This window comes from Streptomyces sp. NPDC006476 (genome assembly GCF_040612015.1).
GTDB classification, from domain to species: Bacteria; Actinomycetota; Actinomycetes; order Streptomycetales; family Streptomycetaceae; genus Streptomyces; species Streptomyces griseorubiginosus_B.
This window is the reverse complement of the sequence record NZ_JBEXPK010000038.1, coordinates 1-25,067: the sequence shown is the minus strand read 5'-3', so window position 1 is coordinate 25,067 and position 25,067 is coordinate 1. Positions and strand designations below refer to the sequence as shown.

Here is a 25,067-nt window from a genome sequence, read left to right as displayed (position 1 = left end):
ACCCTCGGCCGTCAGTCGAGGGGCGGGCCGACCGGACCGCCCGTCGAGGCGCGGGCCATCAGCTCCGGGCGCAGCCGCTCGGAGCCGGCGCTCTCCCCGGCGATCAGGCGCACCAACTGGCGTACGGCGATCCGGCCGAGGTCGGCCATGGGGGAACGGACGCTGGTGAGCGGGACGGGGAGTTCGGCGGCGAGCGGGGTGTCGTTGAAGCCGGCCAGGGCCAGGTCCTCGCCGAGGCGCAGGCCGAGGTCGCGGGCGGCGCCGATGGCTCCGATCGCGGCGAGGTCGTTGACGGCGAACACGGCGGTCGGGCGGTCGGGGCGGCCGAGCAGTTCCGTGGCGGCGCGATGCCCGCCGGTGGTGTCGAAGCGGCAGTGGCGGACGCGGTGGGCGGGCAGGGGCAGCCCGGCCTCCCGGTAGCGGTCGGTGAAGCCTGCGGTGCGGTCGACGCCCGTACTGGCGAACGACTCACCCGCGATCACCGCGACCTCCCGGTGTCCCAGGGCCAGGAAGTGCTCGGCGACCAGCCGGCCGCCGAGCCGGTCGTCGCAGGTCACCGCCGGAAGACCGGTCCGGGTGCGGCGGTTGACGAGGACGAACGGGGCACGTTCGAGCGCCGGGTCGGCGAGCGCGGCGCCGTCCAGATGCGCGTCCCCGATGATCAGCCCGTCCACCCGGCGGCCCAGCACCATCGCGATCCGCTCGCGCTGCAGGGCGGGGTCGTCATGGGTGTTGGTGACGAAGGTGGACAGGCCGTGCTCGGTCGCCTCCTCCTCCACGCCCTCGTAGATGGTCGCCACGACGATCTCCGACAGCCGGGGGAACAGCACGCCGACGAGGTTGCTGCGGCGGGTGCGCAGGCTGGTGGCGTGCGGGTTGGGCCGGTAGCCGAGCTCGTCGGCGAGTTCCCGGATCCGCCGGGCCGTGTCGCCGGAGGCGGCGCCTCTCTGCGCGTCCGCCGGGCCGTTGAGCACCCGCGAGACCGTCGAGACATGCAGCCCCAGGCGCGCCGCGATGCCCTGCAACGTCACCGGCCGTCCGTCACCCGCCACACCCGACACCTGCTCACCGCCACCCGATCCGCGCGCCTCGTCCCCCCATTCTCACCGGCGGCCGGCCCCGCCCGGCGCGGGGCTCTCCGGCCGCTGGTCCTGGCGCGGCCCGCGAGGGCTCAGCGCACCGGGAAGCCGAAGGAGTAGCCCTGCCCCTTGAGCCAGGGGAGGATCCGGCGCAGCGCCTCGACGGTCTGGGAGCGGTCGCCGCCCGCGTCGTGGAAGAGGACCGTCGGACCGTTCGGCAGTTCCCGCTGGACGGTGGCGACGATGGCGTCCGTGCCCGGCCGCTCGAAGTCCTTGGAGTCCACGTTCCAGCCCAGCGGCCGCATGCCCCGGGAGGCGGCCAGCTTGCGGCTGTAGGGGGTGAACGCTCCGCCGGGCGCCCGGTAGTACATCGGCCGTACGCCGCCGGACGCCTCGGTGATCATGCGCTCGGCGTCGAGTATCTCCTTCGACTGGTAGGCCTCGGGCTTCTTGTCCATCGTGGTGTCGTGCGAGACCGAGTGGTCGCACAGCCGGTGGCCGGCCGCGACCACCTTCTTCACCAGGTCGGGGTGGGCCTGGGCCTGCGTCCCCACCATGCAGAACGTGGCCTTCACCCCGTACTGCCGGAGCACGTCGAGCACTTGGGGCGTCCACACCGGGTCGGGACCGTCGTCGATGGTGATGTTGACGCCGCGGGCGCCCTTGTCGGAGGCGTGGACGATGGTCACGGCGACCGGCTTGACCTCGGTGTTCCGCTTGGCCGAGGCGTTCGTCCGCGGCGACGACCCGTTCACGGCACCCGCCTGCGCGGTCCACACCGAGGCCCCGGCGGCCAGCAGCGTCACCCCGAGCGCCGCGCCGATCACCTTGCCGTACCAGCCCCGCCCACCGACGTGCCGTGCCATGTCCGCCCCGCTTCCGCTCAGTTCCTCGCCGGCCTTCGGCCGCCCCTCGACCCATCTGGCAGGACGAGCGGGGAGGACCGGGGGATGCGTCCGTTACGGATCACGGACAATTCCGGGGAGGTTCGCGGACAACTCGTCCGGCCACGCGTGCGGCCGCCGGTCCGGAATAGACTCCTGTCATGTCGAACCCTGATGAGCTGCTCGTCGCCATCTCCGCCGCGGTGGAGTCGGAGCGGAGCAATCAGATGACTCTCACCGTGGTCGTCGGCGGTGCCGTCATCACCGGCCGGCTGGCGCCCGAGGCCGTGTGGCGCGAGCGGGTGGCGGAGGTCCTGAAGAACTCGGACCGCCTGGGCCCGTTCTCGGACGTCTTCGCCGACCCGCCGCGAGCGAAGGGCCCCGCGCGCGGCGAGGCGCCCACCCATCTGCACTTCCATCTCGCCCGGATCCTGCAGGGCAGCCTCGGAATCCCGGAGACGGGTGGCATGTACCGCGTCGCGATCAAGGACGTCAGCGCGTGGACGGTGGGCGACCTCACCTACACGGACCGCTGAGACGCGCGCCCCGCCCGGTGCCGTGCGGCGCGCTGACGAGGCCGCCGTGTGCGCAGCGGGCGGGGGAGGCGTCGGGGATCGCGGACCACCCCGGGTGCCGTATCTGCAGTGAGGAGACCAGGGCGTCTCCCAAGGCGAGCAGACGGGTGCCGTGGGAGGTGATGACGAAGCCGCCTTGTTCGCCCCCGTGACCGGGCAGGGCGAGGGGCCTGGTCTTCAAGCCTGTTCACGGACGCCCCGGGCATCGACTACGCCTTCGTCCGGGTCACCATGGACGAGGTCCGCGCGCTGGGCGGTCCGACGCGGGCCGTGGAGAGCCTGTGGACGGACGGGGATGCCGGCACCTGACAGGACGCGTGAGCGCAGGGCGCCGCGCCCGCGGCGGCGAGGTGCCGCTGGTCGGGGCTGTCCTGCGGCATGACGTGGTGCAGGGTCGTGGTCCGGCGTCCTGCCGGTGACCGCCCCCTGCCACAGCCCGTACAGGGGGCCCGCCGGCGCGCCCCTGCGCCGCACGGTTGCACGGCTGTTGCCCGGCAACCGTCGCGGCGAGGCGGTCGGGTCGGTGAACATGAGGTGTGCGATTCGACTCCGTTCCCATGCCGGCGAGCGTCGAGGCCAGGCCTCGTGACAGCCGTGGCTATCCGGTCCCCGCCATCACCCCGTGGGAGGGCGACGAGCCACAGTTCGCACTCACCGACTACGGGCGCAGCGCCGAGTGCGCGCAGCGGCGTCTGTGCTCGGTGTGCGACACGCTGATTCCCAAGGGCCCGGTGTGGCGAGTGGTCGGCGCCGCCGAGAGCTCCGCGATCCGTGAGGCGCTCGCGGCCGGGCGGCCGTACCGCAACATGGCGGCGACGCTGGAGGCTCCGGGGCACCGCGCGTGCATGCTCTACGCCTCGATGGTCTGCCCGTACCTGGCCCGCCCCAACGCCCGGCGGGGGCTGAGCGCACAGACCCCGGACGACATGACCGAGCATGTCGTCCGGGGCGCCGTCCGTGGTGAGCTGGGTGCCGTGGTGGGGTTCGCCGACTACGAGTTCGCCGTCACCCCTTCCCGGGTCCTGTTCCGCTTCCTCGACGTGGTCGAGTACCTGCCGCATGACACGGCCGATCAGCACCTGGAGGAGCTGCGGGCCGAACTCGCCCGCTCGGCAGGCCGGTCGGGCGGCGGTCAGCCGCGGTAGGCCGGCAGGCCGGTGCGCGTGCTGACCTTGACCGGCTTGCCGAAGCCGTGGGCGGTCCTGGTCACCGTGTAGGTGCCGGTGGGAGTGCGGAAGGCGATGGTTTTGCCGTTCGGCGACCAGGCGGGCTCGGTGTAGTCGGTGGTGGCGTGCGGGGTGATGTCCTTGGCGGCGTTGGTGCCGGCGCCCAGGTCGTCGACGAAGAGATGGTCATGACCGCCGACGGAGCGCACGAAGACGACCTCCTCCTCGCCGGGAGAGAGCGCGGGCTCGGAGCCACGGGCCAGCGCACCGCCCTGCTGACGCAGGTAGTCGTCGCGGATGTAGACCTCGCCGGTGTGGGTGTTCTCGTAGACGGACGTGCCGTACGACCCGCCGGCGTTGGGCCAGGTGTTGTTCGTCTGCGGGACACCGCCCTCGCCCGGTTCGCCGTTCAGGCCGAGCTTCGCCGGCTTGCCGTGGTCGCTGGTGGCCTTGACGCGCTCGAGTACGGTGCTGCTGTGGATCTTGGCGGAGAAGATGATGTTGTTCTTCGCGGGGATGCCGTTCGCCCGGTCCGCCGCGGCGACCTGCCAGGTGGGGTGGGACCAGGTCTGTCCGCCCGGACGGGCGGCGACGGTCACCCGGTGGCTGCCGTCGGGGTCGGAGACGACCAGGTTGCCGTGCCCGTCGATGAAGGCGGCCTTGGTGCCGCTCGGGTTCCAGGCCAGGTCACGGACGACCGTGCCGAAGTCGACCGACCTGCCGCCGATCACGACGTGCCGGGTGCCGTCGCTGATGGTGAGACCCCTGGGCACGCTGAGGGTGTGGGTGGACGCGGCCGCGGCGACCATCGTGGCACTGCCCCTGGCCTCGCGGCCGGAGGACGGAAGGGCCATCGCGGTGGCGGCCGCGCCGCTCAGGGTGAGCAGTGCGGCGACCCCCGCGGTGACGAGGGCTGCGGAGCTGCGGCGGTTACGAGCGGACATCGGTTTCCCCCAGGAATGTGAACGACGCTGCGGCGACGGACTCGCGGAACTGCCCGCCGCCCCGGGACCCGGACCGGTCTGCTCGGCTTGCCGCTCTGCGCGATGGGAGAAGTCTTCCCCCCAGGGCATGACGGAGCTGTGCGCCCGCCGTCACAGCTGTGCAATAACGGGTCGAATGAGATGAGCAGACGTCACGGACCCCGGGCCGGTGGCCCGGGGTCCCTGCTTCCGGCGGAAGCCGTCAGTGGCGGAAGCGGTCAGTGGTGGAAGCCGACACGCGCGGAGTCGTGCGGACGCCCCTTGTCGAGGTGCTCGATCGCCCGGCGCATGTCCTCGGCCAGGAGTTCGATCTCGTCACGGTCGACGCCGTGGCGCACGAGCACGCGCTGGATGACGGTCTCCTGACGGTCGGGCGGCAGCGGGTACGACGGGACCTGCCAGCCGCGCATACGGAGCTGGTCGGACAGGTCGTACAGGCTCCAGCCCACCGAGGCCGGGTCGGTCAGCGTCCAGGAGACGGCCGGGAGCGCTCCGGCGCCGTCGTAGAGCAGGGTGAAGGGGCCCATGCCGGCGACCTGGCGGGCGAAGTGTTGCGCCGTGTCGGCGCAGGCCTGGTAGACGCGCCGGTAACCCTCGCGGCCCAGGCGCAGGAACATGTAGTACTGGGCGACGACCTGGCCGCCGGGGCGGGAGAAGTTCAGGGCGAGCGTGGGCATGTCGCCGCCGAGGTAGTCGACGTGGAAGACCAGGTCCCCGGGCAGGGCCGCCTTGTCGCGCCACAGGGCCCAGCCCACGCCGAGCGGGGCCATGCCGTACTTGTGCCCGGAGGCGTTGATGGAGGCGACCCGGGGCAGGCGGAAGTCCCATTCCAGGTCGGGGTGGAGGAAGGGGGCGATGAACCCGCCGGACGCCGCGTCGATGTGCAGGGGAACGTCGAGCCCCTTCTCCTGCTGGAGACGGTCGAGTTCGGCCGTGATCTCCGCGACGGGTTCGTAGGTGCAGGTGTAGGTCACTCCGAGGATCGCCACGACGCCGATCGTGTTCTCATCGACGTACTCGCGCAGCTGATGGGCCTGCAAACCGGTCGCGCCCGGCTCCACCGGCACCTGGCGCAGCTCCACGTCGAAGTAGCGGGCGAACTTCTCCCAGCACACCTGCACCGGCCCGCACACCAGGTTCGGCCGGTCGGTCGGCAGACCGGCGGCCCGACGGCGGTCGCGCCAGCGCCATTTCAGGGCCAGACCGCAGAGCATGGCGGCCTCGCTGGAGCCGGTGGTGGAGCACCCCACGGCGGGCTCGGTCTCCCCATCGCGACCGGGCGCGTGCCACAGGTCGGCGAGGATGTTGACGCACCGGGACTCGATCTCCGCGGTCTGCGGGTACTCGTCCTTGTCGACGATGTTCTTGTCGAGACACAGGTCCATCAGGCGCCGGACCTCGTCGTCGGTCCAGGTGGTGCAGAAGGTGGCGAGGTTCTGCGCCGCGTTGCCGTCGAGAAGCAGCTCGCCGCGCAGCAGCTGGAAGACGACATGCGGAAGGGCCGGCAGGAGCGGCATGGTCCGTTTGGACAGGGGCTCCTCGCTGATCGGCGACGTGAAGATGTCGGCGGCCGGGTCGACGGCCCTCTCCTGAGCGTTGTGCAGAGCCACCGGTCGTACCTCTCGCGTCGTCGTGCCGTGTCTCTTCGGAGGCTATGAGCGACACCGGGGGCCCGACACCGGACGTACTCCACCCGTGGACCGCCCCGGGAGAAACCACCGATGGAACCAATCGAACTGATCGAAATGATCTGTATGTGTGCTTAGCTCCGCTTCATGAGCGACGCACGCGACGAGCAGGAGCCGAGACCTCCGTCCTGGCGGGCGCTGATCACCGAACTGCTGATCGCCCTCGTCATGACCACGATCACGGTCACCACGTACGTCTCGGCTCAGCACGCGGTGGTGGCCCGTGACCTCCCCGGTCAGCTGCCCGCCTTCTACGAACAGGCCGCCAAGGCCACGGGCACGCACCTCGGCGTGGTCCCCGGCATCGTGGCGTCCGTCCTCATCGCCGCCTACGGCCGGCTCATGTGGTGGCGCGGCGGCAAGCGGCGGCGCCCGATCAGTCCCGAGGAAGAGGGCGGCATCGCCGCCATCCCGCCCGCATGACATCCACCGACCAACGCGCGGAGGGCGCGGGGCCGTTCACCACCCGGCTCACCTGGCAGCCGCCCGGCGGCGGCACCGCCGTCTGGGAGTCACGGCCCGCCCGGCGCCGCGGCACCATCGCGGTCCGGCCGTCCGGCGCACCGGCCGGCCGGGACATCAGGGGTGACGCCGTCGCGCTCGGCCGACTGCGCAGGCTCAACGCGGTCGCCGCGACCGCTTTCATCATCGGCGGCGCGCTCTTCGCGGCCGGTGCGGGTGTGGCGCAGTTCGGCTCCGGCGACGCCACCACCTGCGCCTCGATCTACTTCGCGGGCGGTCTGTTCTTCAACACCGGCGGATACGTCTCCCTGCTCCAGGTCGTCAACGCCCCCCGGCACGTACCCGGCGGCGAAGGGCGCCTGGTCACCCGCCACTGGCGCTGGTGGAGCTACGAGCCGGGGCGGGTGGACTGGCTGAGCGCGCTCGTCCTCTTCGCCGGCACGCTGGTCTTCGCCGTGGACCTGCTGGACTCCTTCCTCAGGGGACTGAGCGTCCAGCAGATCAACCGGCTGGTCTGGGCCCCGGACATGATCGGCTGTGTGCTGTTCCTGATCTCCGGCCACCTCGCCTTCGTCGAGATCTGCCACCGCGGCCGGCCCTGCCTGCGCCGCCGCAGCCTCGGCTGGTGGATCGTCGCTGTGAACCAACTCGGCTCCGCCCTCTTCATGGTCTCGGCGATCGTCGCCTACACCCGCCCCGCCACCGGCAGTCTGATCAACGCCGGCATCGCCGACTGGGGCACCCTCCTCGGCGCCGCGTGCTTCTCCGCGGCCGGCGTGCTGCAGCTGGGCGAACGCCCCTGAGAGCACCAGGGCACCCGTTCCCCGCAGTCCCCACGTCCCATTCACCCGTTCCAGGGCACGGGCGTTTCCCCTGCTCATCCTGCGTTTTGGCGTTCCAGCGTCCCCAACTCCCCGCCGGACGTGGCGGTTGGGACGGATCACCTCACAAGCTTCGGTCATCCAGTCACCACCGCCACCCGAACACCGAAGGGGCACAGCGACATGACCGCTCTCCGTACCTCCCGCACCCGTCTCGCAGCCGCCGCCGCGACCACCGTTCTCGCCGCGCTCTCCCTGACCGCGTGCAACGGCGGAACGGGCGCCCACGACGAGGGCGCGGCGACGACCAGGTCCACCAGCACCGCGACGGGTACGGCCTCGCCGGGCGCGGACTCCGGCTCCACGGGTTCGACGGGAACGACGGCCTCCCAGGGCACCACCGGCTCCACCGGCGCCTCCGGCTCCACGGGCTCCACGGGTGCGGGTTCGACCACCGGCGGTTCGAAGCAGACCGCGCGCACCTCCGCCCCTAAGGCGCCGGCCTCCTCCGGCAAGACGGTCACCTGCGAGGGGTCCAACACCAAGACGGTCGCGGCCCCGCTGAACCGCCCCGTGAACCACATGCTGCTCACCGTGACCAACACCGGCAGCAAGACCTGCTTCCTCTACGGCTACCCGAGCGTCCAGTTCACCGACGCCCAGTCCGAGCCGCCGGTCATCGACGACTCGCAGCCCCAGGCGGTCGTCACGCTCGAGCCCGGCCAGTCCGGGTACGCGGCCGTCAGCCTGTCCGCCGCCGACGGCAGCGGAGGGAAGGGCCGCACCGTGAACTCCCTGACCGTCTACTTCTACGGCCGCTCCCTCTCCGGGAACGTCGGCGCCCCTGCCCACCCGGCACTGCCGGCCAAGGGCGTCCACATCGATGACTCGATCAAGGTCACGTACTGGCAGCAGTCGATGGACGACGCCGTCACCTGGTGACGACCCCGAGCAGCCGTACGCCAGTCCACACACCCGGAAGGCAGGCAACCCACATGCGCAGCAGCACCCGCAGGATCTCCCGCTTCGTCACCGCCTACATCGGCGCGGCCTTCCAGGTCGTCGTCCTGGGCACCACCGGCCACGCGGCGACGGAGGCGGGGGTCCTCCGCCGCGACCACACGGCCTGACGGCCCGAGCCGCGCACGTGAAACCGGTCGGCTCACCTTGACGTGAGCCGACCGGTTTCCCGCGTGGGGGGAACACGACGGCGAAGGGGCCGGTGCGCGGGGGCGCCGAGCGGGCGGCTCCTGACCGAACTGCGGGGCAGATCGGCCGCGTTGGCCGGAGCGCGCCGGCGTGACCGCCCCAAGACCCGCTCAAGAGCTGTGCCCCGCGCGGTAGGGCCGTGACCCGGTGGGGGAGTATCTGCTCAGTCATCGCCTGCCTCTGAGGGGTCGCCATGCCTTCCGTCCGCCGTCTCGTGCCGCCCGTCGTCCTCGCCTGTCTGCTGCTGGCCGGATGCAAGTCCCCCTCGCTCGGCACCCCGGCCCCGTCGGGGAGCGGCAGCCCCGCGGGGGGAGCGGCCGGTACGACCGGCTCGGGGCGGGCGATAGCGGTGGGCGCGGGCCCGCAGAAGCACTACACCGTCCAGCGGCAACCGGCGCCGGGCACCTGCCACTACCGCTACGAGCACGGGGAGCCGCTGGAGGACCCCAAGTGCACCCCGGGCGCGATATCCCCGGCCGTCACGCAGGCGAACCTCAAGTCGACGATATGCCGCAAGGGCGGATACACCTCGGGCGTGCGCCCCTCCGCGTACGTCACCGGCAAGGAGAAGAAACTCAACGCCGCCTCCTACGACTACACCGGCAGCCTGTCGGAGGGCGAGTACGACCACCTCATAAGCCTCCAACTCGGCGGCGACCCCAACGACCCCCGCAACCTGTGGGTCGAACCGGCCGACCCCCACCACAGGGCGAGCCAGGGGATCAACAACAAGAAGGACCCGGTGGAGACCAAACTCCACACCGCGGTCTGCGCCGGCCGGATCACCCTCGCCGCCGCCCAGCAGGCGATAGTCACCGACTGGACCACCGCCCTCAGCCGCCTCCACCTCCAGTAACCGGACCGGCCTGAACAACAGCCGCCGGTCCCATTTCGCCCGGCCGGCGGCGGAGGCGGGCGCGGTGTTCCCGGGCGCCCGGGACGGCCTTGGGCCGTCGGCACCGCCACCCGTGCCCCCGGCGGTCGCGAACGACACCCTCGGCCGGGCCCCGCGCACGCGCCGACCCGCACAGCCCGGCGACGTTCGGCCCTCCTCGGGCCGTGGGGCACCTCAGCCGTGGCAGCCCTCCGGGCCGACGACGACATCGACCGAGCCGAACGCGTTGTGGACGCGGATAGCGCCGCCGGCCCCGACGTGGCGTCCGTCACCCATGAGATTCACAGAAAGCTCGGCCGTGGTTTTTGCCGACCGGATAGCTTGCGCTATCAACATCCGTTCTCCGGTTCGTCGTTCGAACCAGCATCGAGGTATCCCCCACATGCCCCGAATCACCTCGTCCACCGACGCTTCCGGCGGCCGTCACCGCAAGCCCAGAGCCATGAGCCCGTCGGTCCGCCGAGCGCTCCTGGCCGCGGCGACCGCCCCGATCGCGGGGTCGATCCTGGCCGGTCCGTCCGCCTTCGCCGCCGACAAGGCCGTGCCCAGGACGACCGCGCCCGAACTCGACCCCGCCGAGCAGAAGATCGCGGACAACCTCAACACCCGTACCGTGGACGCACGTCTGGGCAGCACGCTCAGCGGTGTCGTGATCGACGCCGAGTCCGACAAGGCGGTCTGGGGGCATGACGCCACGACCGCGCTGATGCCCGCGTCCAACACCAAGCTCGCCACCTCCACCGCCGCGTTGACGGTGCTCGGCCCCGACCACCGGTTCACCACCAAGGTGGTCTACGGCGACGGCACGCTCACCCTGGTCGGCGGCGGCGACCGCACCCTGACCACCGGTGATCTGCAGGCGCTGGCGAAGACCGCGGTCGCGGGACTGAAGAGTGCGGGCCTCGCGTCGGTGAAGGTCAAGGTCGACGACAGCCTCTTCCCCGAGCCCACGCTCGCCAACGGCTGGAACACCGGCTACTACCCGGACGAGGTCGCGCCGGTACGGGCCCTGGTGGTGGACGGACACGCCGTCATGGACACCTCGCTGGACGCGGGCCAGGTCTTCGCGGGCCTCCTCACCCAGCAGGGAGTCACCGTCACCGGAGACGTCACCCACGGTGTGGCCGGGCCGGGGGACGTCCCCGTGGCCCAGCACCGGTCCGGGAAGCTCTCCGGGATCGTCGAGCACATGCTCAAGGTGAGCGACAACAACATCGCCGAGACGCTGCTGCGGATGACCGCGCTCGGCGCCGGCCGCCCGGCCACCTTCGAGAACGGTGCCGCGGTCGTACGGGACGTGCTCAGCCGGCGGTACGGCGTCTCACTGGAGAACTTCGAGATGTACGACGGCAGTGGGCTCTCCCGCGCCACCCGGATCCCGGCACGGACCCTGGCCGACATCCTCGACCTGACCACCGACCCCCGCTACGGCCACACCCTGCGGTACATCGCGGAGGGCCTGCCCGTCGCGGGTGAGGCGGGCGCCACCCTCGGACCCGAGTGGGGAAGGTTCGACACGGCGGACTCCAAGTGCGCAGTGGGAAAGGTCAGCGCCAAGACCGGCACCCTCACCGGTGCCATCGCGCTGAGCGGCATGACGAAGGCGCAGGACGGGCGCCTGAAGATCTTCTCCTTCGTCGAGAACGGCTCCACCGCCAACCCCGCCGACATCAAGGACGCCCTGGACGGCCTCGCCGCGACCGTCAACGGCTGCTGGGCCTGACCCGGGACCCCGAGCAGTGTTCCATGCGGTGGCCGCGCTCGCAGGACGGCCCCTGCGGCGCCGGACCCCACCGGCACCGCATCGCCGTCCCCCTCAGCGCACTTCGGGCCCGATACGCGGAACCACGAAGGCGCCGGGCACACTCTGCGTGTTGTAGTCCCTTCGACACGAGGATGCGCCACCCATGATCACGCTCACCAAGGAAGACGGCCCGGCAGACCTGGACGGAGTGACCCATCTGTCCATCGGGGTCTCATGGGATCCCACCGCCGGCAGCAGCGGCGGAGTACTGGGCAAGCTGCGTCGCAAGAGCGGCACCGACCTCGACCTGATCGCCATCGCCCTGCAGGGCGGGGACCCGGTGCGCCTCGCGGGCCTCGACTCGCTCGACCCCATGGGCAACGGCTCGTTGGTCCACAGCGGCGACAACCAGACCGGGCACGGCGACGGCGACGACGAAACGGTGACCGTCGAGTTCGCGCGGATCCCGCCCAACATCACGTCGATCGTGTTCGTCGCCGCCGCGTACAAGAAGGGGAGTTCCTTCCAGAAGGCGCGCAACATCAGCTTCAAGGTCTACGACGCGACCGGGGGCAGCTCGCAACAGGTCGCCGACATCTGGCCGAGTCTGCTCACCCAGGACAACGGCTGCGCCGTGGCCAAGGCGGTGCGGGCCGGGGGCAGTTGGAAGCTTGAAGTGATCAATGCGACGGGCAAGATCAAGCAGGGCGACGAGCACTCCCTGATGCGTTTCGCCGTCAGCAAGTAGGACGGCCGACAGGCTGTACGTACGGTCGGTGCGGTCCTGGTTGGCGCCGCCGCGCAGGCGGATCAGTCGCTCAGCCGGTTGATGGCAGCCGCCGCGATGCCTTCCATGTAGGCGGCGTCATCGCTGGGCTGGCCGGAGAGCTCGACGATGCCGACCCTGTTCCCGCTGCGGATCACCGCGACCCCGCCGGCGACCTTGCCGTCGCCGTTGTAGGACGGGTACCAACTGCCCTTGCCGCCCCGCACGGTGATCGCACGCCCCTTGCCGTAGTACCAGTGACCCGCCGGCTCGTCCTGGCAGCCGCGCACCAGCTTGTTGAGCTGCCGCTCGTAGGACGCCGCCGACGTGCCGGTGGAACCTGCGGTGACGGACTCGGTCAGCGAGGTGTGCTGGGTGTCGAAGGCCCAGGCGACCTCGGCATAGGCGACACCCTTCCCCTTCGTCAGCGTTCGCATCGTCTCCTCGCCGGAGCACGCCGAGAGGGCTTGCTTCCCGGTCAGGCCCACCTTCGCGCCGACCGGCGACAGACCCGACTGGAAGAAGTCCTCACTCTGCATCAGGTCGCCGGAGCCGAGCCCGGGTTCGGCGACAGCGGCGGCAAGCGCGGCCGCCGACCGGTTCGGAGCACCGCTGCCGACGCCCGCTGCAGCGGGATGCGTGCCGATGACGAGCGCGATCAGGGCGGCACCGGCGGTGGCGGCCACCCCTGCCGTACGACCGCGACGCGAGAACCTCTTGCCGGCTGCTTGGTGGTGGTCGAACATCTCACTCTCCTGTCTGGTGGCGACGCGGTTCGCATCGTCGTACACCTGGGAGATGCGGCGGGTCCGCGAGATGTTGGATGGAAATCCGCGGCGATCGATGTGATCCGGGTCACTTCTGCGGGTGGGCGCGGGCGGCCTCAGAGCCGGGTCACGGCCGCCTGAACGATCCGCGTCATCGCGGCCGTGTCGAGGCAGACCTCGACCTCCAGGACACCGTAGTGAGAGCCGTTGCGCAGTATGGCGATGCCGCCGCACGGCTCCTTGCCCCGTGGCGCGGTCCCCCTGCTGTTCAGGTCGCCGTCGTACATGCCCATCCAGCTCGCGGTGATGTCCGCGGCGACGTCGATCGTGTGCGTCGGCCCGTAGACCCAGTGGGTGGCCACCTCGCTCTGGCACGGCACTTCCTCCAGCAGCAGGCGCTCGGCGTAGTTCCGGGCCAGTGCCCGGCTCCCGGCGTCGTCGGCGACTTCGAACGCGACGTCGTCCTTGATCTTCGCCGCCTTGGTGGCGCCCTCGTCGCCCGTGTCCTTGGGCGTCACCAAGGCGCGGAAGTGCGCGTCGTACGACCCCAGGGTCTGGCCGAGTGTCCTCTCACCCGTGCAGACGGCGTTGGCGTAGTAGCCGTCCCCCACACGATCGCGCACCTGGATGCGCTGGGAGACCCCGGCCTCCCTGAAGTCGGCGCCCGTCACCAGGTGCCGGTTCGTCATGGGACCGCTCGAGGGCTTCGGTGCCGTGGAGCGGGCACCCTGCGAGGACGCCGTAGCGCCTGTCGTCGCCGACGGGCGGGCCGGAGCGGAGCGAGCGGGCAGCACGAACCGGCCCGTCAGCAGGCCGAGTCCGACGGCTGCCGTCATGATGACGGCGATCGTCCGGGTCCGCACGGCGGCAGACGCCTCAGCAGCCACTGGCGAGCCGGTCCCGCATGAAGCGACGGGCCTGATGGATACGGTCCTTGACCGTACCGAGGGGAGCGTTGGTGATCTCGGCGACCTGGACATAGGTCAGGTCGCCCAGATCGCGCAGCACGAAGGATTCCACCAGGGCCGGATGCCGCTCCTCGAGCGCGGCCAGCGAGTCCATCAGGTCCACGCGGGTCCCGGCGATGACGCTCGTCGTACGAGGGTCGGCACCTTCGGGAAGGACCGCGTGGCTGTCCTCCGCCCGTCGGCGCATCGAGCGGTACGTCGATCTGGCGGCGTTCGAGGCGATCACCGTCACCCACCCGAGGAACGAGCCTCGCCCGCTGTACTCGTGCAGGTGGGTGCTGATGGACAGCAGGGCGTCCTGCGCGGCCTCCTCGGCGTCGGCGTGGTGCGGGAGAAACCTGGAGCAGCGCCGCATGACCGTCGGGCGCAGCCTGACGAGAAGGCGATCCAGGGACGCCCGGTCACCTGTCTGGGCGGACGCCACGAGCTGGGTCAGTTCATCCTGGTCGATCATCCTGCTGTCCCCCGTTCACGCATGACCTTGGACTCCACTGACCTGGACTCCACCTGGCCGCACCGCAGTTCCCGGTCCCACCAGCGCCTCGGGCAGAATGTCGCCGCATGCGGAAGCTAGGTCGTTACCTCCTCGAGGACAGGCTGGGAGCCGGTTCGTTCGCGACCGTCTGGAGAGCCTACGATCCCGAACTCGACACCGATGTCGCGGTCAAGGTGCTGGCCGACAACTGGGCGTCGAACGCGGACGTACGACAACGGTTCCTGGCCGAGGCGCGGCTGCTCCGAAGGATCTCCAGCCCACGTGTCGTACGCGTGCATGACGTGGGCGTCCAGGACGACCGGCCCTACTTCGTCATGGACTACGTCCGAGGCGGCACGCTGGCCGAGAAGGTCGGGCACTGCCGGCCCGAGGAGGCCCTCCGTCTGGCGGCCGAGGCCGGATACGCCGTGCAGGTGCTCCATGACGCGGGCGTCGTCCACCGTGACATCAAGCCCTCGAACCTCCTGCTGGACGTCGGCCGCACGCCCGCCGCCGTCCTCGTCGCGGATCTCGGAAGCGCGAAGCAGCTGGCCGACGCGTCGGGGCTGACCGTGACCACGGGCACGCCCGCCTACATGGCGCCCGAACAGGCTCTCCAGACCGGCGGGTTCGACAATCGGGCCGACGTGTACGCCCTCGGTGTCGTCGCCTATGAACTCCTGACCGGCCGCAAGCCGTTCGGTCCGGCCGGCCGCGCGACCCTGGCGCCGACGCAGACCCCGCCGCCGCCCCCGAGGGTTCCCAGCGAGCTCGGGGCCCCGAACGGCATCGACACCCTCCTCCGTGCCGCACTGTCCGCCAAACCTGAAAACCGCCCCCAAACCGCCCAGTCCTTCGCGGACGCCCTGCTGTCCCAGGGAGAAGGGGGGCACCCGTCGGCCACCCCCACAAGGACGACACCCCTGGCGATCTGGCTCACGGCGGCTGCCGTCTTCCTGCTGACAACGGTGCTGACCTGGTGGGCCCGCTGAACGGGGCTGATGGCGCCGCGCTACTGGGCGGTCGGATCGGCCTCATCCGCAGGAGCCGGCGCAAACCAGTGGCCGATGTTGGTCCAGGTGAAGCCCTCCCGCCAGGCGGGCTCGTCAGCCACCCAGCCCAGGAGTGCTCGCAGGACCTCCTCCTGCGACACCGTCTCCGTCTGGTAGTGCTCCGCGGGAACGCCGTCGCGGTACTCCAGCTGGTAGGTGTTGTTGTCCCGGAACAGCACCTGGACGTACCAGTTGCCTTCCCGGCCCTCGTCCTGCCGCTCAAGGATCAGATGATCGCCCTGATCCAGTTCAGCGAGCATCGATCCTATCTTCGGCTCCGCAGGGCGCTTCACGACGTGGCCCCGACTGTTGGTCGCAATCACCATGAGCAGAGCATGACGGAAGGGTCTGACACTCGGGTCTCTGGGCAGCGACCCGGGGACCGGTGTCCGCCGCGCTTGCTCAGTCGCCCTCGTTGATGCGGCGCAGGAAGGCGCGTGTGCGTTCGTGGGCGGGGTCGGTCACGAGCTTCTCAGGGGGGCCTTCCTCCAGGACGGCCCCCTGGTCGCACATGACCAGTCGGTCCGCGGCCGAGCGGGCGAAATCAACTCCGGCTTCATGGCGAGGGCGCGGGCGATGGCGACGCGCTGCTGCTGGCCGACAGGGCCGACGGCCGCGACGACGCCTTGTGTCCGAGGCCCACCCTCGCCAGGAGCTCCTGTGCCTGCTCCCGGGCCTCGGCTTTCGGCATGCCGAGGACCTTCGCCGGCGCGACGGCCACGTTGTCGAGCGCGGTCAGATGGGGAAAGAGGTTGAAGCGCTGGTCCGCTCGGCCGCGGCCGGCAGCCGACAGGACGGCCGTGAATGAGGATCTCGCCCTCGTCGATGCGTTCGAGGTGGTTGAGGCAGCGGAGGAACGTGGTCTTGCCGGACTCGGACGGCCCCACCATGACCACGACCTCGCGGGCCCGCACGTCCATGGAGATACCGTTCAGCACCCGGACGTCGCCGAAGCGCTTGACCACCCCGCGCGCCGCCATCACCGCCGACGCGTCAGCCGGCCTTGTGATCGGTTCCATGTCAGTGGGCCTCCTCGCCTACGAGCGTGGAGTCCGCGGCTGGTGGTGTGGCCCAGGCCGCCACCGGTGAGCCGCTCGCGCAGCGAGGGTGCGGCGATCGTGTGCGCCCGCACCGTGCGCTCGGCGTTGTCGAGGCGGCGGGCGAACCACTGGTTCCGTTCGCCGGTGGCGAGCAGGAGCAGGACCGCCGCTCCCGGTCGGTCAGAGGGCGGGCGGATGCGCCGCGGGGTTCGAGGCGCGAGCTGTTCGCAGGCGGCACGCCATGGGCACGGCACGCCCGCCTGGGCAACCGCCCATGGTCAGGACACGACGGAGCGCTGGGGCACGGTGCCCGCGTCGGTCGGCGTGGAGCGGGTGGCGTACTGCGGTACGGGGGCGTCGTCGCGGCCGGTGTCGCGCACGAGTCCGTACCGTTCGCGGTCGGCGGAGTGCGGGGCCGGGGGACTGGCGATGTCGTCGGCTGTCTCCTGCCAGGAGGAGTGCAGGACGTCGAGGTTGTAGTCGGCCTGGGTTTCGTTGAGGTGGAGTGTGACGCTGCCGTCGAGGTAGTAGTACTCGTTCTGCCACATCTGCTGGGCTCCCGGCGGCAGGACGATCAGTCCTTGCTGCCGGTTGCCCATCCAGGTGCCGCCGGCGGGCGCGCCCGGCTGACGGTCGTCCATGCGGTGGCCGCCGCCCGAGGCCACGTGGAAGAGCCTTCCTCGCAGTTCGGTCCACGAGGGCATGGTCAGCAGCCCGGGGCGCCCGTACATCACGTCCCAGTGGACGGTGAAGTAGCCCTTCCCGCGCAGTACCACCGTGTCCCCGCGGTGGACGAGCTGATAGCCGTCCAGGTGTCTCTTCAGCCCCGTCATCGTCACCGTGGTCTGCGGGCGATGGGGCAATGCGGCGGGCGGCCGGTCCGGCGGTGGCGCGCTGTCCACGGTGTCGACCACGGACCCGTACCGCGGCCGGGGCGAGGGACGCGAGACGGCCGAGCCCCGTACCGGCGCCGGCCGTGACGGTGATGCGGATGCGGATGCGGTGGGCGAGGGCGACCGCGCGGGTGCCGGGTCGGAAGCCGTCGGGGCGGTGGCCGGACGCGCCGAAGGGCTGGACCAGGGGGTCGCGTACACGAGCACGCCACCGCCCACGGCAAGCAGCGCACTCGCCGCCGCCACCACGGCCTTCGCGGTGAGGCTCGTCCCTGCGGTCCCTGCGGTCCCTGCCGTCGCGGAACCCCCGCTGCCTGAAGTGGCCGTGGTGCCGACATGGCCGGCCGCCGCCGCGTGCGTTCCCGCGGACAGCCACGGGCGCCAGGCCAGCAGTGCCGCCGGCGCGGGCAGGAGGGCCAGGGGCGCCAGCAGTCCTTCCGGGGCCAGCATGCCTTCCTCGTGGCGCACGCACCGCGGGCACTGCCGCACATGGCGGCCGAGGCGTTTGCGCCACAGGCCGCTGGGGGCCCCGTTCCAGTCCAGGGTCAGCCGGGTCAGTTCCCCGCATGCGGGTCTGGCCGCGAGGGCTCGGACGATGACGCGGGAGGTGTGCAGGCGCTCCTTCATGCGTTGCACCCGTACAGCCGCTTGATGGCCGGTCATGTCCAGAGCGGAGGCGAGCTCGGCCCGGGCGAGCCGGCCGGCCGTCTCCAGCCACCACAGTGACAGCAGTTCCCGGTCGTCCTCGTCGAGCCAACGGGTCGCGCGCACGGACTCCTCGCGCTGCCCGGACAGCCGCAGGTCGAGGAGGACCCCCTCGGCGAAGTCGGCGGCCGGGTCGGGCCGGTGCTCAGCCGCGTCGAACGCCGCTCCCGTCGTCTCCCTCCTGGCGCGCCTGCGGATGTGGTCGCGGACCTCGTTCACGGTGATGGTGATCACCCAGGACCGGAACGCCTCCGGGTGCTCCAGTCCCCCGACGCCGCGCAGGATGCGCATCATCGTCTCCTGGACGATGTCGTCGACGTCGTCGCGGTACGGGTGCGCACGCGCCGCGACGCTGTAGACCAGCGGAAGCGTCCGGGAGCTGAGCTCTTCCAGGGCGCCGCGATCACCGGCCCGAGCCGCGGCTATCACGTCGGCCGCGGGCGCGGCATGCCTTGGCATCGGGTCTCCCTTCGACCTGACGCGGGTACGAAGCCCCGCTCGCGCCGACCGAGCCGGGTTGCGGAGGTCCTCGGGCACATCGCTCGGCCGGATCGCCGTCGGTATCACACACACCGTGGCAGCGAAGTCATCGTAAGGGGTGAGCGCCGACGGCCATGGGCGGGCCGGTGGAATCCGTGGCGGCCGGGGGATCAGCGGGCGTGACGCGGGGACGTACGCGGACGCGAGCGGACGCGCACGAAGACGAAGACCGCGGCGACGCCTGCGAGTACGACGCCCGCCAGTCCTGTGACGCCCCACAGAGCACCCAAGTTGTTGCCGGTGTCCGCCATGGTGCCGGTGGAGGCGCCCAGGGGCGTGGCCGTTCGGCCGGTCCGGGCGGGGGAGGGTGCCGGTGCGCTCGCGGCGGAGGACGGGTGTGCGGTCTTGGTGGACGGGAGAGCGGTCAGCACGGTGCGGGCGGCGGCCCGGCTGACGGAGAAGCGCATCCCGCCGATGGCGAGACCCTTACCGGAGACTGTTGCGGTCGTCGAACCGACGGTCAGCTCAGGGGAGTTCCGGGAAAGAAGGATCTTCGCGCCTGTGACGACCCGCAGCCTGCGCAGTGTCGTGTCGCGTGCCTTGCTGAGATCCAGGACGGCCGAGGAACCGGTCAGAGCGACCGCACTCGATGTCCGCAGAGAGGTCCCGGAGACGATCAGGCTGCCTTTGGCCACAGTGGTGGCGCCGGTGTAGGCGGCGCTGGTGACGGTGGTGGCGGCGGCTCCGTTCTGCGTCACCGATCCGGCACCGGTCACCGCCGGGAGGGAGATGGGTGTCCCGGTGTTGCGGATCACGAGTGAACCGTTGTCGATCACTTTGTCGAGGGCTCCGCCGGTGTGGAGGCGCCCGTCGCCGCCCGTGGTTCCGGAGCCGAGACGGAGGGTCGCCTTCCTGTCGATGGTGGTGGATCCGTCGTAGTACTGCGCTGCTGCGAAGGTCACGTCGTTGCCGCTGGTGCCGGCGATGACGACGTCCCCGGCGCCGGGAGCGCTGAGGGTGTCGTGATACATGCCGCCGCCGATGGGCGCGCCCAGGGTCACCGGTCCGTTGTAGTCGAAGGTGAGCCGGGAGCGCTGCCGTCTGGCGTGCAGGTTGATGTAGACCGTCTGCGCCGTGCCGGGCATGAAGATCCGGTGCGTGGTCCCGTCGCCCCACTGGACGTCGGCGCCCTCGATGTTGGTGCCACGCTTGTTCAGGTTGTGGGCCACGGGCCGCCAGTTCAGTCCGGGGTCGCTCAGCGAGGGCGCCGCCCCGTCGCCGCTGTCACTCCAGCTGTAGACGCCGGTGAGGATCACCTTGCTGCCCGGGCGGGAGTGCACATTGACGTCGTTGCCGTACTCGTGGCTGTAGAAGTTCTGCCGCTCTACGACAGTGTGGTAGAGCGGGGTGTCGATGATCCATGAGCCGCGGTTGACGACGGAGAGGGCGTTGGGCAGGTCGGCGGCACAGGTGGTGCTCGCGAAGTTGACGCCCGTGCCGTTGTCGAAGATGCCCGAGAACGGGTTGGTGCCGCAGATCTGGAGCGTTCCCCACATGTTCCGGGGCTGGGTGACCAGGCCGGAGCCGCTGATGATGCCCAGGTTGAACAGCCGGGTCAGCGACAGACGCAGTGTGCCGTCCACCCGGATGTTGTCCTGGTTCTGCTGGTAACCGGGCGTGTTGTACGGGAAGGACCCGATCAGGCCGGTCGTACCGCCGGTGCCGTACTGGAGGGTCGCCCCCGCGTCCACGGTGACCGCGGGCTCGTCGGGACTGTCGACCACGACGTACGGGTGGTTGCCGCCCGGGATCCGGACCCTCTGGTGCTGCCGGGAGCGCGGCAGGGTGAAGGTGCTGTCCTTGGCGAGGACCAGCGTGCCGGTGCCGGACACGCGAAGGGCTCCTTCACCGCTGATCACACCGGTGTACGTGTGGGTTCCCTGCGGGACGCGCACGACCGCGTCACCGGTCAGGACGACATCACGGTTCGCCAGGACGGCCGAGGTGATGTCGCCGTCCGCGGCGACCGCGCTGCCCACCGCGACCACCGGTGTGACGGCTCCCGCGACGAGAGCCGACGCCAGGACAAGGTGCCAAGATCGCTTCATCGAGTCAGGGTGCTTTCCTGAAGTGCTGGTGATCCTTACGGACGTGTAGACCGGTGACCGGCCACCGGGATCTCAAAAACCCGGCAACCTTCTCGTCCTTTGCGGCAACTGGGGGCCGTAAGGCCGAGTCGACCTACCGGATGGACGGGCATGAGAGCAAAGAAGTACGCCGCGCAGCCGCCGTGGCGCAGACGCGAACTGGTCCGGCATTGACCAGCCCGCCGGTCAGCCTTCACCGCCCCGCAACCGGGCACGACCGCCGTTCTAATCCCGGGCTGGGCACTGCTAGGCTGCGCTCCCCGTTGTTGAACGCGCAACCAACGCGCACATCATTGCCAGGAGAGGGCGACCGGGGGATGGTCCTCGATGACGCGTCCGCGGAGTTCCACGAATTCTTCGAACGCCACTATGCCGAACTCGCCCGTCTGGCTTACCTGCTGACCGGCGAGACCGACGCGGCGGACGACCTCGCGGCGGATGCCCTGGTCGCCCTGTGGCAGCGCTGGGACCGCTTGCGGCAGGCCGACCACCCGCTCGCCTACGCCCGCGGTGTGGTGGCCAACATGGCGCGGGGACGGATCCGCAGCGCGGTGCGCGAGCGACGCCGGATCACGCTGTTCTGGTCCCGCAGCCCCGAGAAGGTGGAGGGGCCGGACATGGCGGCCGTGCTGGACGTCCGAGCGGCACTCGCCCGGCTGCCGTTCCGCAAGCGCGCCTGCGTGGTGCTGCGGCACGCCTTCGACCTGTCGGAGAAGGACACCGCGGTGGCGCTGGGCATCTCGGTCGGCACGGTGAAGAGCCAGACCTCGAAGGGAATGGCCGAGCTGGAAAGGATACTGGGCGCACGAGCGGCCGGGGACCTGGTGGCAGGGAGGAGGAACCGGTGAACGAGGAGATCGCCCGTCAGCTGCGCGCGGTTGCCGAGGCCCACCGGCCCGACCGTGCGAGGATGCTGGCCCGGGTGCAACGCGGCATGGCCGGCCCCGCCGTCCGCCACCGCGCGCGGCCGTTCGCGAGGTCCGGGACCAGGGTCGCGCTCGCCGGGCTCGCCGCCGCCGGCATCCTGACGACCGGCGGCCTGGCCGTCGCCGCCATCGTCACGACCCCCTCGCCGCCGCCGTCGGCCACCGTGACCGTGCCTGCCACCCCGTCCCCGACCCCCGGCTCCCCGCACCCGACATCGGCCCGCCCCACCCCTGTCGCGCCGGCCCCGGTCACCACCACCCCGGGCAGCGCGCGCCCGACTCCGCCGGCCACCAGTCCATCGCCGTCCGCCGGTGAGAGCCAGAACGGGCCGCTGTGGTCGGCCGGCTCGCTGGATCCGAAGAGCAGCGTCTACTGGACGCAGAGCAACCTCGCCCTCAAGACGACCCAGCCGCTCACCTCGCTCACGGTCGAGATCCGGATCGTGCAGACCGGCCAGGCGCAGAACACCGGCACCTGGCAGACCCTGCCGAACGGTGACTTCACCGTCACCGTCCAGGAGGACGGCGGCGCGCTGATCTACCGCTGGGTCCTCAAGCCGGGCCTGACCGTGCCGGCCGGGAGCCATGAGTTCGCCGCACAGTTCAACAACGGCGTCGGCGTGCGCAGTGCTGCGGGCGACGGCTACCGCGTCGACGCGCGGGGTTCCGGCGGCTCCGCGTCGGTCCGGGGAGGGTTCGTCCCGACCCGGTGAACGCCGCTGTGCGGCCAGTCGGCCGGGGGGAGCCGGGTTCGGCGGCCGTGAAGATTCTCCCCTCGCTCGCGGCAACGTTTGTGTGCGTGGCGACAACTGGTGGGTGACCGGGCCCGGAGCAGGGCCCGCTGTGCCAGAAGGACATGCCGTTGTCAGATCAGAACCGCTCTCATCGCCGCCGTCCGGCAACTCGCCGCGTGCTCGCCGCCGCCGTGGTCCTCGCCGCCGCGGGTGCCGCCGTACCGCTGGTCGCGCTGGCCGCACGCACGCCGGAGACCCCCACACCGACCCTGGCCGCCGCCGCGTCCGGCAGCGGCCGCTACTTCGGCACGGCAGTGTCCTCTGGCAGGCTCGGTGACTCGACGTACTCCACGATTCTCGACCGGGAGTTCAACGTGATCACCCCGGAGAACGAGATGAAGTGGGACACCACCGAACCCTCCCGCGGCAGCTTCAACTTCGGCCCCGCCGACCAGATCGTCAACCACGCCACCGCCCACGGCCAGCGCATGCGCGGCCACACCCTCGTCTGGCACTCCCAACTGCCCGGCTGGGTCAAGTCCATCACCGACGCCAACACGCTGCGCAGCGTGATGGACAACCACATCACCCAGGAGATGACCCACTACAAGGGCAGGATCTACGCCTGGGACGTGGTCAACGAGGCGTTCGCCGACGGCGGCAGCGGTCAGCACCGCAGCTCGGTCTTCCAGGACGTGCTGGGCAACGGCTTCATCGAGGAAGCCTTCCGCACGGCCCGCAACGCCGACCCCTCCGCCAAGCTCTGCTACAACGACTACAACATCGAGAACTGGACCGACGCCAAGACGCAGGGCGTCTACAACATGGTCCGCGACTTCAAGTCCCGCGGCGTGCCCATCGACTGCGTCGGTTTCCAGAGCCACTTCGGCGCTGGCGGCCCTCCGGCCAGCTTCCAGACCACTCTGTCCAAGTTCGCCGCGCTCGGCGTGGACGTCCAGATCACCGAACTCGACATCGCCCAGGCGTCCGCCACCGCGTACGCCAGCACCGTGCAGGACTGCCTCAACGTCGCTCGCTGCACGGGCATCACGGTGTGGGGCATCCGCGACAGCGACTCCTGGCGCACCGGTGAGAACCCGCTGCTGTTCGACAACAACGGCAACAAGAAGCCCGCCTACGACGCGGTGCTCACCACCCTGGGCGGCAGCAGCGGCGGCGGCACGACGGCGGCCGGGGACATCACCTCCGGCACCGTCTACACGCTCTCCGACGTGGCTGCCGGACGCGTTCTCGACGAGCCCGCGGGACAGAACGGCAACGGCACCCCGCTCCAGGTGTGGGACGCAAGCGGCGCCGCCAACCAGCAGTGGCGGGCCACCAAGAACGGCGACGGCTCCTACACCCTGACCAACGTCGCCAGCGGCCGGGTACTGGACGAGCCCGGCAACCAGACGGGCAACGGGACGAGGATGGAGGTCTGGGACTCCAACGGCGGCGCCAACCAGCACTGGAAGGCCGCCCGGAACAGCGACGGCTCCTACACGCTGACCAACGTCGCCAGCGGCCGGGCGCTGGAGATCCCCGGCGGTCGGACCGCCAACGGCACCACCGTCCAGATCTGGGACTCCAACGGCGGCGCCAACCAGCACTGGAACTTCAGGTCGTCCGCGTCCACGTCCGCGTCCACGTCCACGTCCACGCCGACGCCGGTATCGACATCGACGGGCGGCACCTGCGCTCTTCCGTCGACCTACCGGTGGTCCTCGACGGGTGCGCTGGCGCAGCCGGCGAACGGGTGGACGTCGGTGAAGGACTTCACCGACGTGGTGTACAACGGCAAGCACCTGGTCTACGCGTCGAACGTGTCGGGATCGTCGTACGGCTCGATGATGTTCGGCCCGTTCACGAACTGGTCGGACATGGCGTCGGCCGGCCAGACCGGGATGAGCCAGTCCGCGGTGGCGCCCACGCTGTTCTACTTCGCGCCCAAGAAGATCTGGGTGCTGGCGTCCCAGTGGGGCGCGTCGCCGTTCGTCTACCGCACGTCGAGCGACCCCACCAACCCGAACGGCTGGTCCGCGCCGCAGGCGCTGTTCACCGGCAGCATCCCCAAGACTGAATCTTCCACCGGCCCGATCGACCAGACCCTGATCGCCGACGACCAGAACATGTACCTGTTCTTCGCCGGTGACAACGGCAAGATCTACCGGGCGAGCATGCCGATCGGGAACTTCCCGGGCAACTTCGGCTCGTCGTACACGACGGTCATGAGCGACACGACGAAGAACCTGTTCGAGGCGCCGCAGGTCTACAAGGTTCAGGGCCAGAACCAGTACCTCATGATCGTCGAGGCGCGGGGTGCGAACGAGCAGCGTTACTTCCGCTCGTTCACGGCCTCCAGCCTGGGCGGTTCATGGACCCCGCAGGCCGCCAGTGAGAGCAACCCGTTCGCGGGCAAGGCCAACAGCGGCGCCACCTGGACCAACGACATCAGCCACGGTGACCTGGTCCGCAACAACCCCGACCAGACCATGACCGTCGACCCCTGCAACCTGCAGTTCCTCTACCAGGGCAAGTCCCCCTCCGCGAGCGGCCCCTACGACCAGCTGCCGTGGCGGCCGGGCGTCCTCACCCTGCAGCGCTGACC

23 protein-coding genes and 1 pseudogene are annotated in these 25,067 nt (G+C 70.8%); 13 read left to right on the top strand and 11 right to left on the bottom strand.

From position 1 onward, the window contains the following. Positions 1 to 11 precede the first annotated feature (11 nt). Together ABZZ74_RS34015 and ABZZ74_RS34010 are read right to left on the bottom strand one after the other, a co-directional pair. Complete coding sequence (locus tag ABZZ74_RS34015; protein ID WP_356771594.1) at positions 12 to 1,052, bottom strand: LacI family DNA-binding transcriptional regulator; 1,041 nt, start codon at positions 1,050 to 1,052, stop codon at positions 12 to 14. A 119-nt stretch (positions 1,053 to 1,171) separates the two neighbouring features. Then, positions 1,172 to 1,945 carry a polysaccharide deacetylase family protein gene (locus ABZZ74_RS34010; RefSeq protein WP_356771592.1) on the bottom strand — a complete coding sequence of 258 codons (774 nt, stop codon included), beginning with the start codon at positions 1,943 to 1,945 and terminating at the stop codon, positions 1,172 to 1,174. A gap of 179 nt (positions 1,946 to 2,124) precedes the next feature. Between ABZZ74_RS34010 and ABZZ74_RS34005 the strand changes: the two genes are divergently transcribed. Next, complete coding sequence (locus ABZZ74_RS34005; RefSeq protein WP_356771590.1) at positions 2,125 to 2,499, top strand: hypothetical protein; 375 nt, start codon at positions 2,125 to 2,127, stop codon at positions 2,497 to 2,499. Between the two features lie 596 nt (positions 2,500 to 3,095). After that, entirely contained in the window at positions 3,096 to 3,683 is a 588-nt protein-coding gene (locus tag ABZZ74_RS34000) for a hypothetical protein (RefSeq protein WP_356771588.1), read from the top strand. Here the strand turns inward: ABZZ74_RS34000 and ABZZ74_RS33995 are convergent. Together ABZZ74_RS33995 and ABZZ74_RS33990 are read right to left on the bottom strand one after the other, a co-directional pair. Beyond that, positions 3,671 to 4,648, bottom strand: a complete 978-nt coding sequence (locus ABZZ74_RS33995) for a hypothetical protein (RefSeq protein ID WP_356771586.1) — start codon at positions 4,646 to 4,648, stop codon at positions 3,671 to 3,673. The two genes, ABZZ74_RS34000 and ABZZ74_RS33995, sit on opposite strands and share 13 nt — an antisense overlap. Before the next feature lie 257 nt (positions 4,649 to 4,905). Continuing rightward, complete coding sequence (locus tag ABZZ74_RS33990) at positions 4,906 to 6,291, bottom strand: glutamate decarboxylase (RefSeq protein ID WP_356771702.1); 1,386 nt, start codon at positions 6,289 to 6,291, stop codon at positions 4,906 to 4,908. Positions 6,292 to 6,462: 171 nt separating this feature from the next. Between ABZZ74_RS33990 and ABZZ74_RS33985 the strand changes: the two genes are divergently transcribed. The 7 genes from ABZZ74_RS33985 (at position 6,463) to ABZZ74_RS33955 (ending at position 12,254) form a co-directional block, all read left to right on the top strand. Further along, positions 6,463 to 6,798: a hypothetical protein gene (locus ABZZ74_RS33985; RefSeq protein ID WP_356771584.1), complete on the top strand. Its 336-nt coding sequence runs from the start codon at positions 6,463 to 6,465 to the stop codon at positions 6,796 to 6,798. Next, positions 6,795 to 7,640, top strand: coding sequence for a hypothetical protein (locus ABZZ74_RS33980; protein WP_356771582.1), 846 nt, complete (start codon positions 6,795 to 6,797; stop codon positions 7,638 to 7,640). The genes ABZZ74_RS33985 and ABZZ74_RS33980 overlap by 4 nt, the downstream gene beginning before the upstream one ends. Before the next feature lie 201 nt (positions 7,641 to 7,841). Next, positions 7,842 to 8,600: a DUF4232 domain-containing protein gene (locus ABZZ74_RS33975; RefSeq protein WP_356771580.1), complete on the top strand. Its 759-nt coding sequence runs from the start codon at positions 7,842 to 7,844 to the stop codon at positions 8,598 to 8,600. A 53-nt stretch (positions 8,601 to 8,653) separates the two neighbouring features. Further along, on the top strand, positions 8,654 to 8,788 hold the full coding sequence (locus ABZZ74_RS33970; RefSeq protein WP_356771578.1) for a hypothetical protein: 135 nt from the start codon (positions 8,654 to 8,656) through the stop codon (positions 8,786 to 8,788). 272 nt (positions 8,789 to 9,060) lie between these two features. Then, a complete protein-coding gene (locus ABZZ74_RS33965; RefSeq protein WP_356771576.1) occupies positions 9,061 to 9,723 on the top strand; it encodes a hypothetical protein in 663 nt (220 codons plus the stop codon). 421 nt (positions 9,724 to 10,144) lie between these two features. Further along, the gene (dacB, locus tag ABZZ74_RS33960; RefSeq protein WP_356771574.1) at positions 10,145 to 11,485 is read left to right on the top strand and encodes a D-alanyl-D-alanine carboxypeptidase/D-alanyl-D-alanine-endopeptidase; all 1,341 of its coding nucleotides are present in this window, start codon (positions 10,145 to 10,147) and stop codon (positions 11,483 to 11,485) included. Positions 11,486 to 11,669: 184 nt separating this feature from the next. After that, the gene (locus tag ABZZ74_RS33955; RefSeq protein WP_356771572.1) at positions 11,670 to 12,254 is read left to right on the top strand and encodes a TerD family protein; all 585 of its coding nucleotides are present in this window, start codon (positions 11,670 to 11,672) and stop codon (positions 12,252 to 12,254) included. A 62-nt stretch (positions 12,255 to 12,316) separates the two neighbouring features. Here the strand turns inward: ABZZ74_RS33955 and ABZZ74_RS33950 are convergent, their stop codons facing one another. From ABZZ74_RS33950 to ABZZ74_RS33940, 3 genes are all read right to left on the bottom strand, one after another. After that, positions 12,317 to 13,018 carry a hypothetical protein gene (locus ABZZ74_RS33950; protein WP_356771570.1) on the bottom strand — a complete coding sequence of 234 codons (702 nt, stop codon included), beginning with the start codon at positions 13,016 to 13,018 and terminating at the stop codon, positions 12,317 to 12,319. Between the two features lie 137 nt (positions 13,019 to 13,155). Further along, complete coding sequence (locus ABZZ74_RS33945; protein ID WP_356771568.1) at positions 13,156 to 13,875, bottom strand: hypothetical protein; 720 nt, start codon at positions 13,873 to 13,875, stop codon at positions 13,156 to 13,158. 40 nt (positions 13,876 to 13,915) lie between these two features. Next, the gene (locus ABZZ74_RS33940; protein WP_356771566.1) at positions 13,916 to 14,461 is read right to left on the bottom strand and encodes an RNA polymerase sigma factor; all 546 of its coding nucleotides are present in this window, start codon (positions 14,459 to 14,461) and stop codon (positions 13,916 to 13,918) included. A gap of 107 nt (positions 14,462 to 14,568) precedes the next feature. On the opposite strand from ABZZ74_RS33940, the gene ABZZ74_RS33935 reads away from it, so the two are divergent. Then, positions 14,569 to 15,474 (top strand): serine/threonine-protein kinase, encoded by a 906-nt coding sequence (locus ABZZ74_RS33935; RefSeq protein WP_356771564.1) that lies wholly within the window; start codon positions 14,569 to 14,571, stop codon positions 15,472 to 15,474. Positions 15,475 to 15,494: 20 nt separating this feature from the next. On the opposite strand, the gene ABZZ74_RS33930 is transcribed toward ABZZ74_RS33935, so the two are convergent. The 4 genes and pseudogenes from ABZZ74_RS33930 to ABZZ74_RS33915 all read right to left on the bottom strand — a co-directional run bounded on the left by ABZZ74_RS33930 (position 15,495) and on the right by ABZZ74_RS33915 (position 20,760). Further along, entirely contained in the window at positions 15,495 to 15,794 is a 300-nt protein-coding gene (locus tag ABZZ74_RS33930; protein WP_356771562.1) for a hypothetical protein, read from the bottom strand. Positions 15,795 to 15,936: 142 nt separating this feature from the next. Next, positions 15,937 to 16,553: pseudogene (locus ABZZ74_RS33925) on the bottom strand (ATP-binding cassette domain-containing protein). 299 nt (positions 16,554 to 16,852) lie between these two features. Then, the gene (locus tag ABZZ74_RS33920) at positions 16,853 to 18,631 is read right to left on the bottom strand and encodes a sigma-70 family RNA polymerase sigma factor (protein ID WP_356771560.1); all 1,779 of its coding nucleotides are present in this window, start codon (positions 18,629 to 18,631) and stop codon (positions 16,853 to 16,855) included. 191 nt (positions 18,632 to 18,822) lie between these two features. Beyond that, positions 18,823 to 20,760 (bottom strand): autotransporter, encoded by a 1,938-nt coding sequence (locus tag ABZZ74_RS33915; protein ID WP_356771558.1) that lies wholly within the window; start codon positions 20,758 to 20,760, stop codon positions 18,823 to 18,825. 356 nt (positions 20,761 to 21,116) lie between these two features. Between ABZZ74_RS33915 and ABZZ74_RS33910 the strand changes: the two genes are divergently transcribed. The 3 genes from ABZZ74_RS33910 to ABZZ74_RS33900 all read left to right on the top strand — a co-directional run bounded on the left by ABZZ74_RS33910 (position 21,117) and on the right by ABZZ74_RS33900 (position 25,065). Then, positions 21,117 to 21,647, top strand: coding sequence for a SigE family RNA polymerase sigma factor (locus ABZZ74_RS33910; protein ID WP_356771556.1), 531 nt, complete (start codon positions 21,117 to 21,119; stop codon positions 21,645 to 21,647). After that, the gene (locus tag ABZZ74_RS33905; protein WP_356771554.1) at positions 21,644 to 22,438 is read left to right on the top strand and encodes a hypothetical protein; all 795 of its coding nucleotides are present in this window, start codon (positions 21,644 to 21,646) and stop codon (positions 22,436 to 22,438) included. The genes ABZZ74_RS33910 and ABZZ74_RS33905 overlap by 4 nt, the downstream gene beginning before the upstream one ends. Before the next feature lie 197 nt (positions 22,439 to 22,635). Beyond that, the gene (locus ABZZ74_RS33900) at positions 22,636 to 25,065 is read left to right on the top strand and encodes a non-reducing end alpha-L-arabinofuranosidase family hydrolase (RefSeq protein ID WP_356771552.1); all 2,430 of its coding nucleotides are present in this window, start codon (positions 22,636 to 22,638) and stop codon (positions 25,063 to 25,065) included. The last annotated feature ends 2 nt before the right edge of the window (positions 25,066 to 25,067 follow it).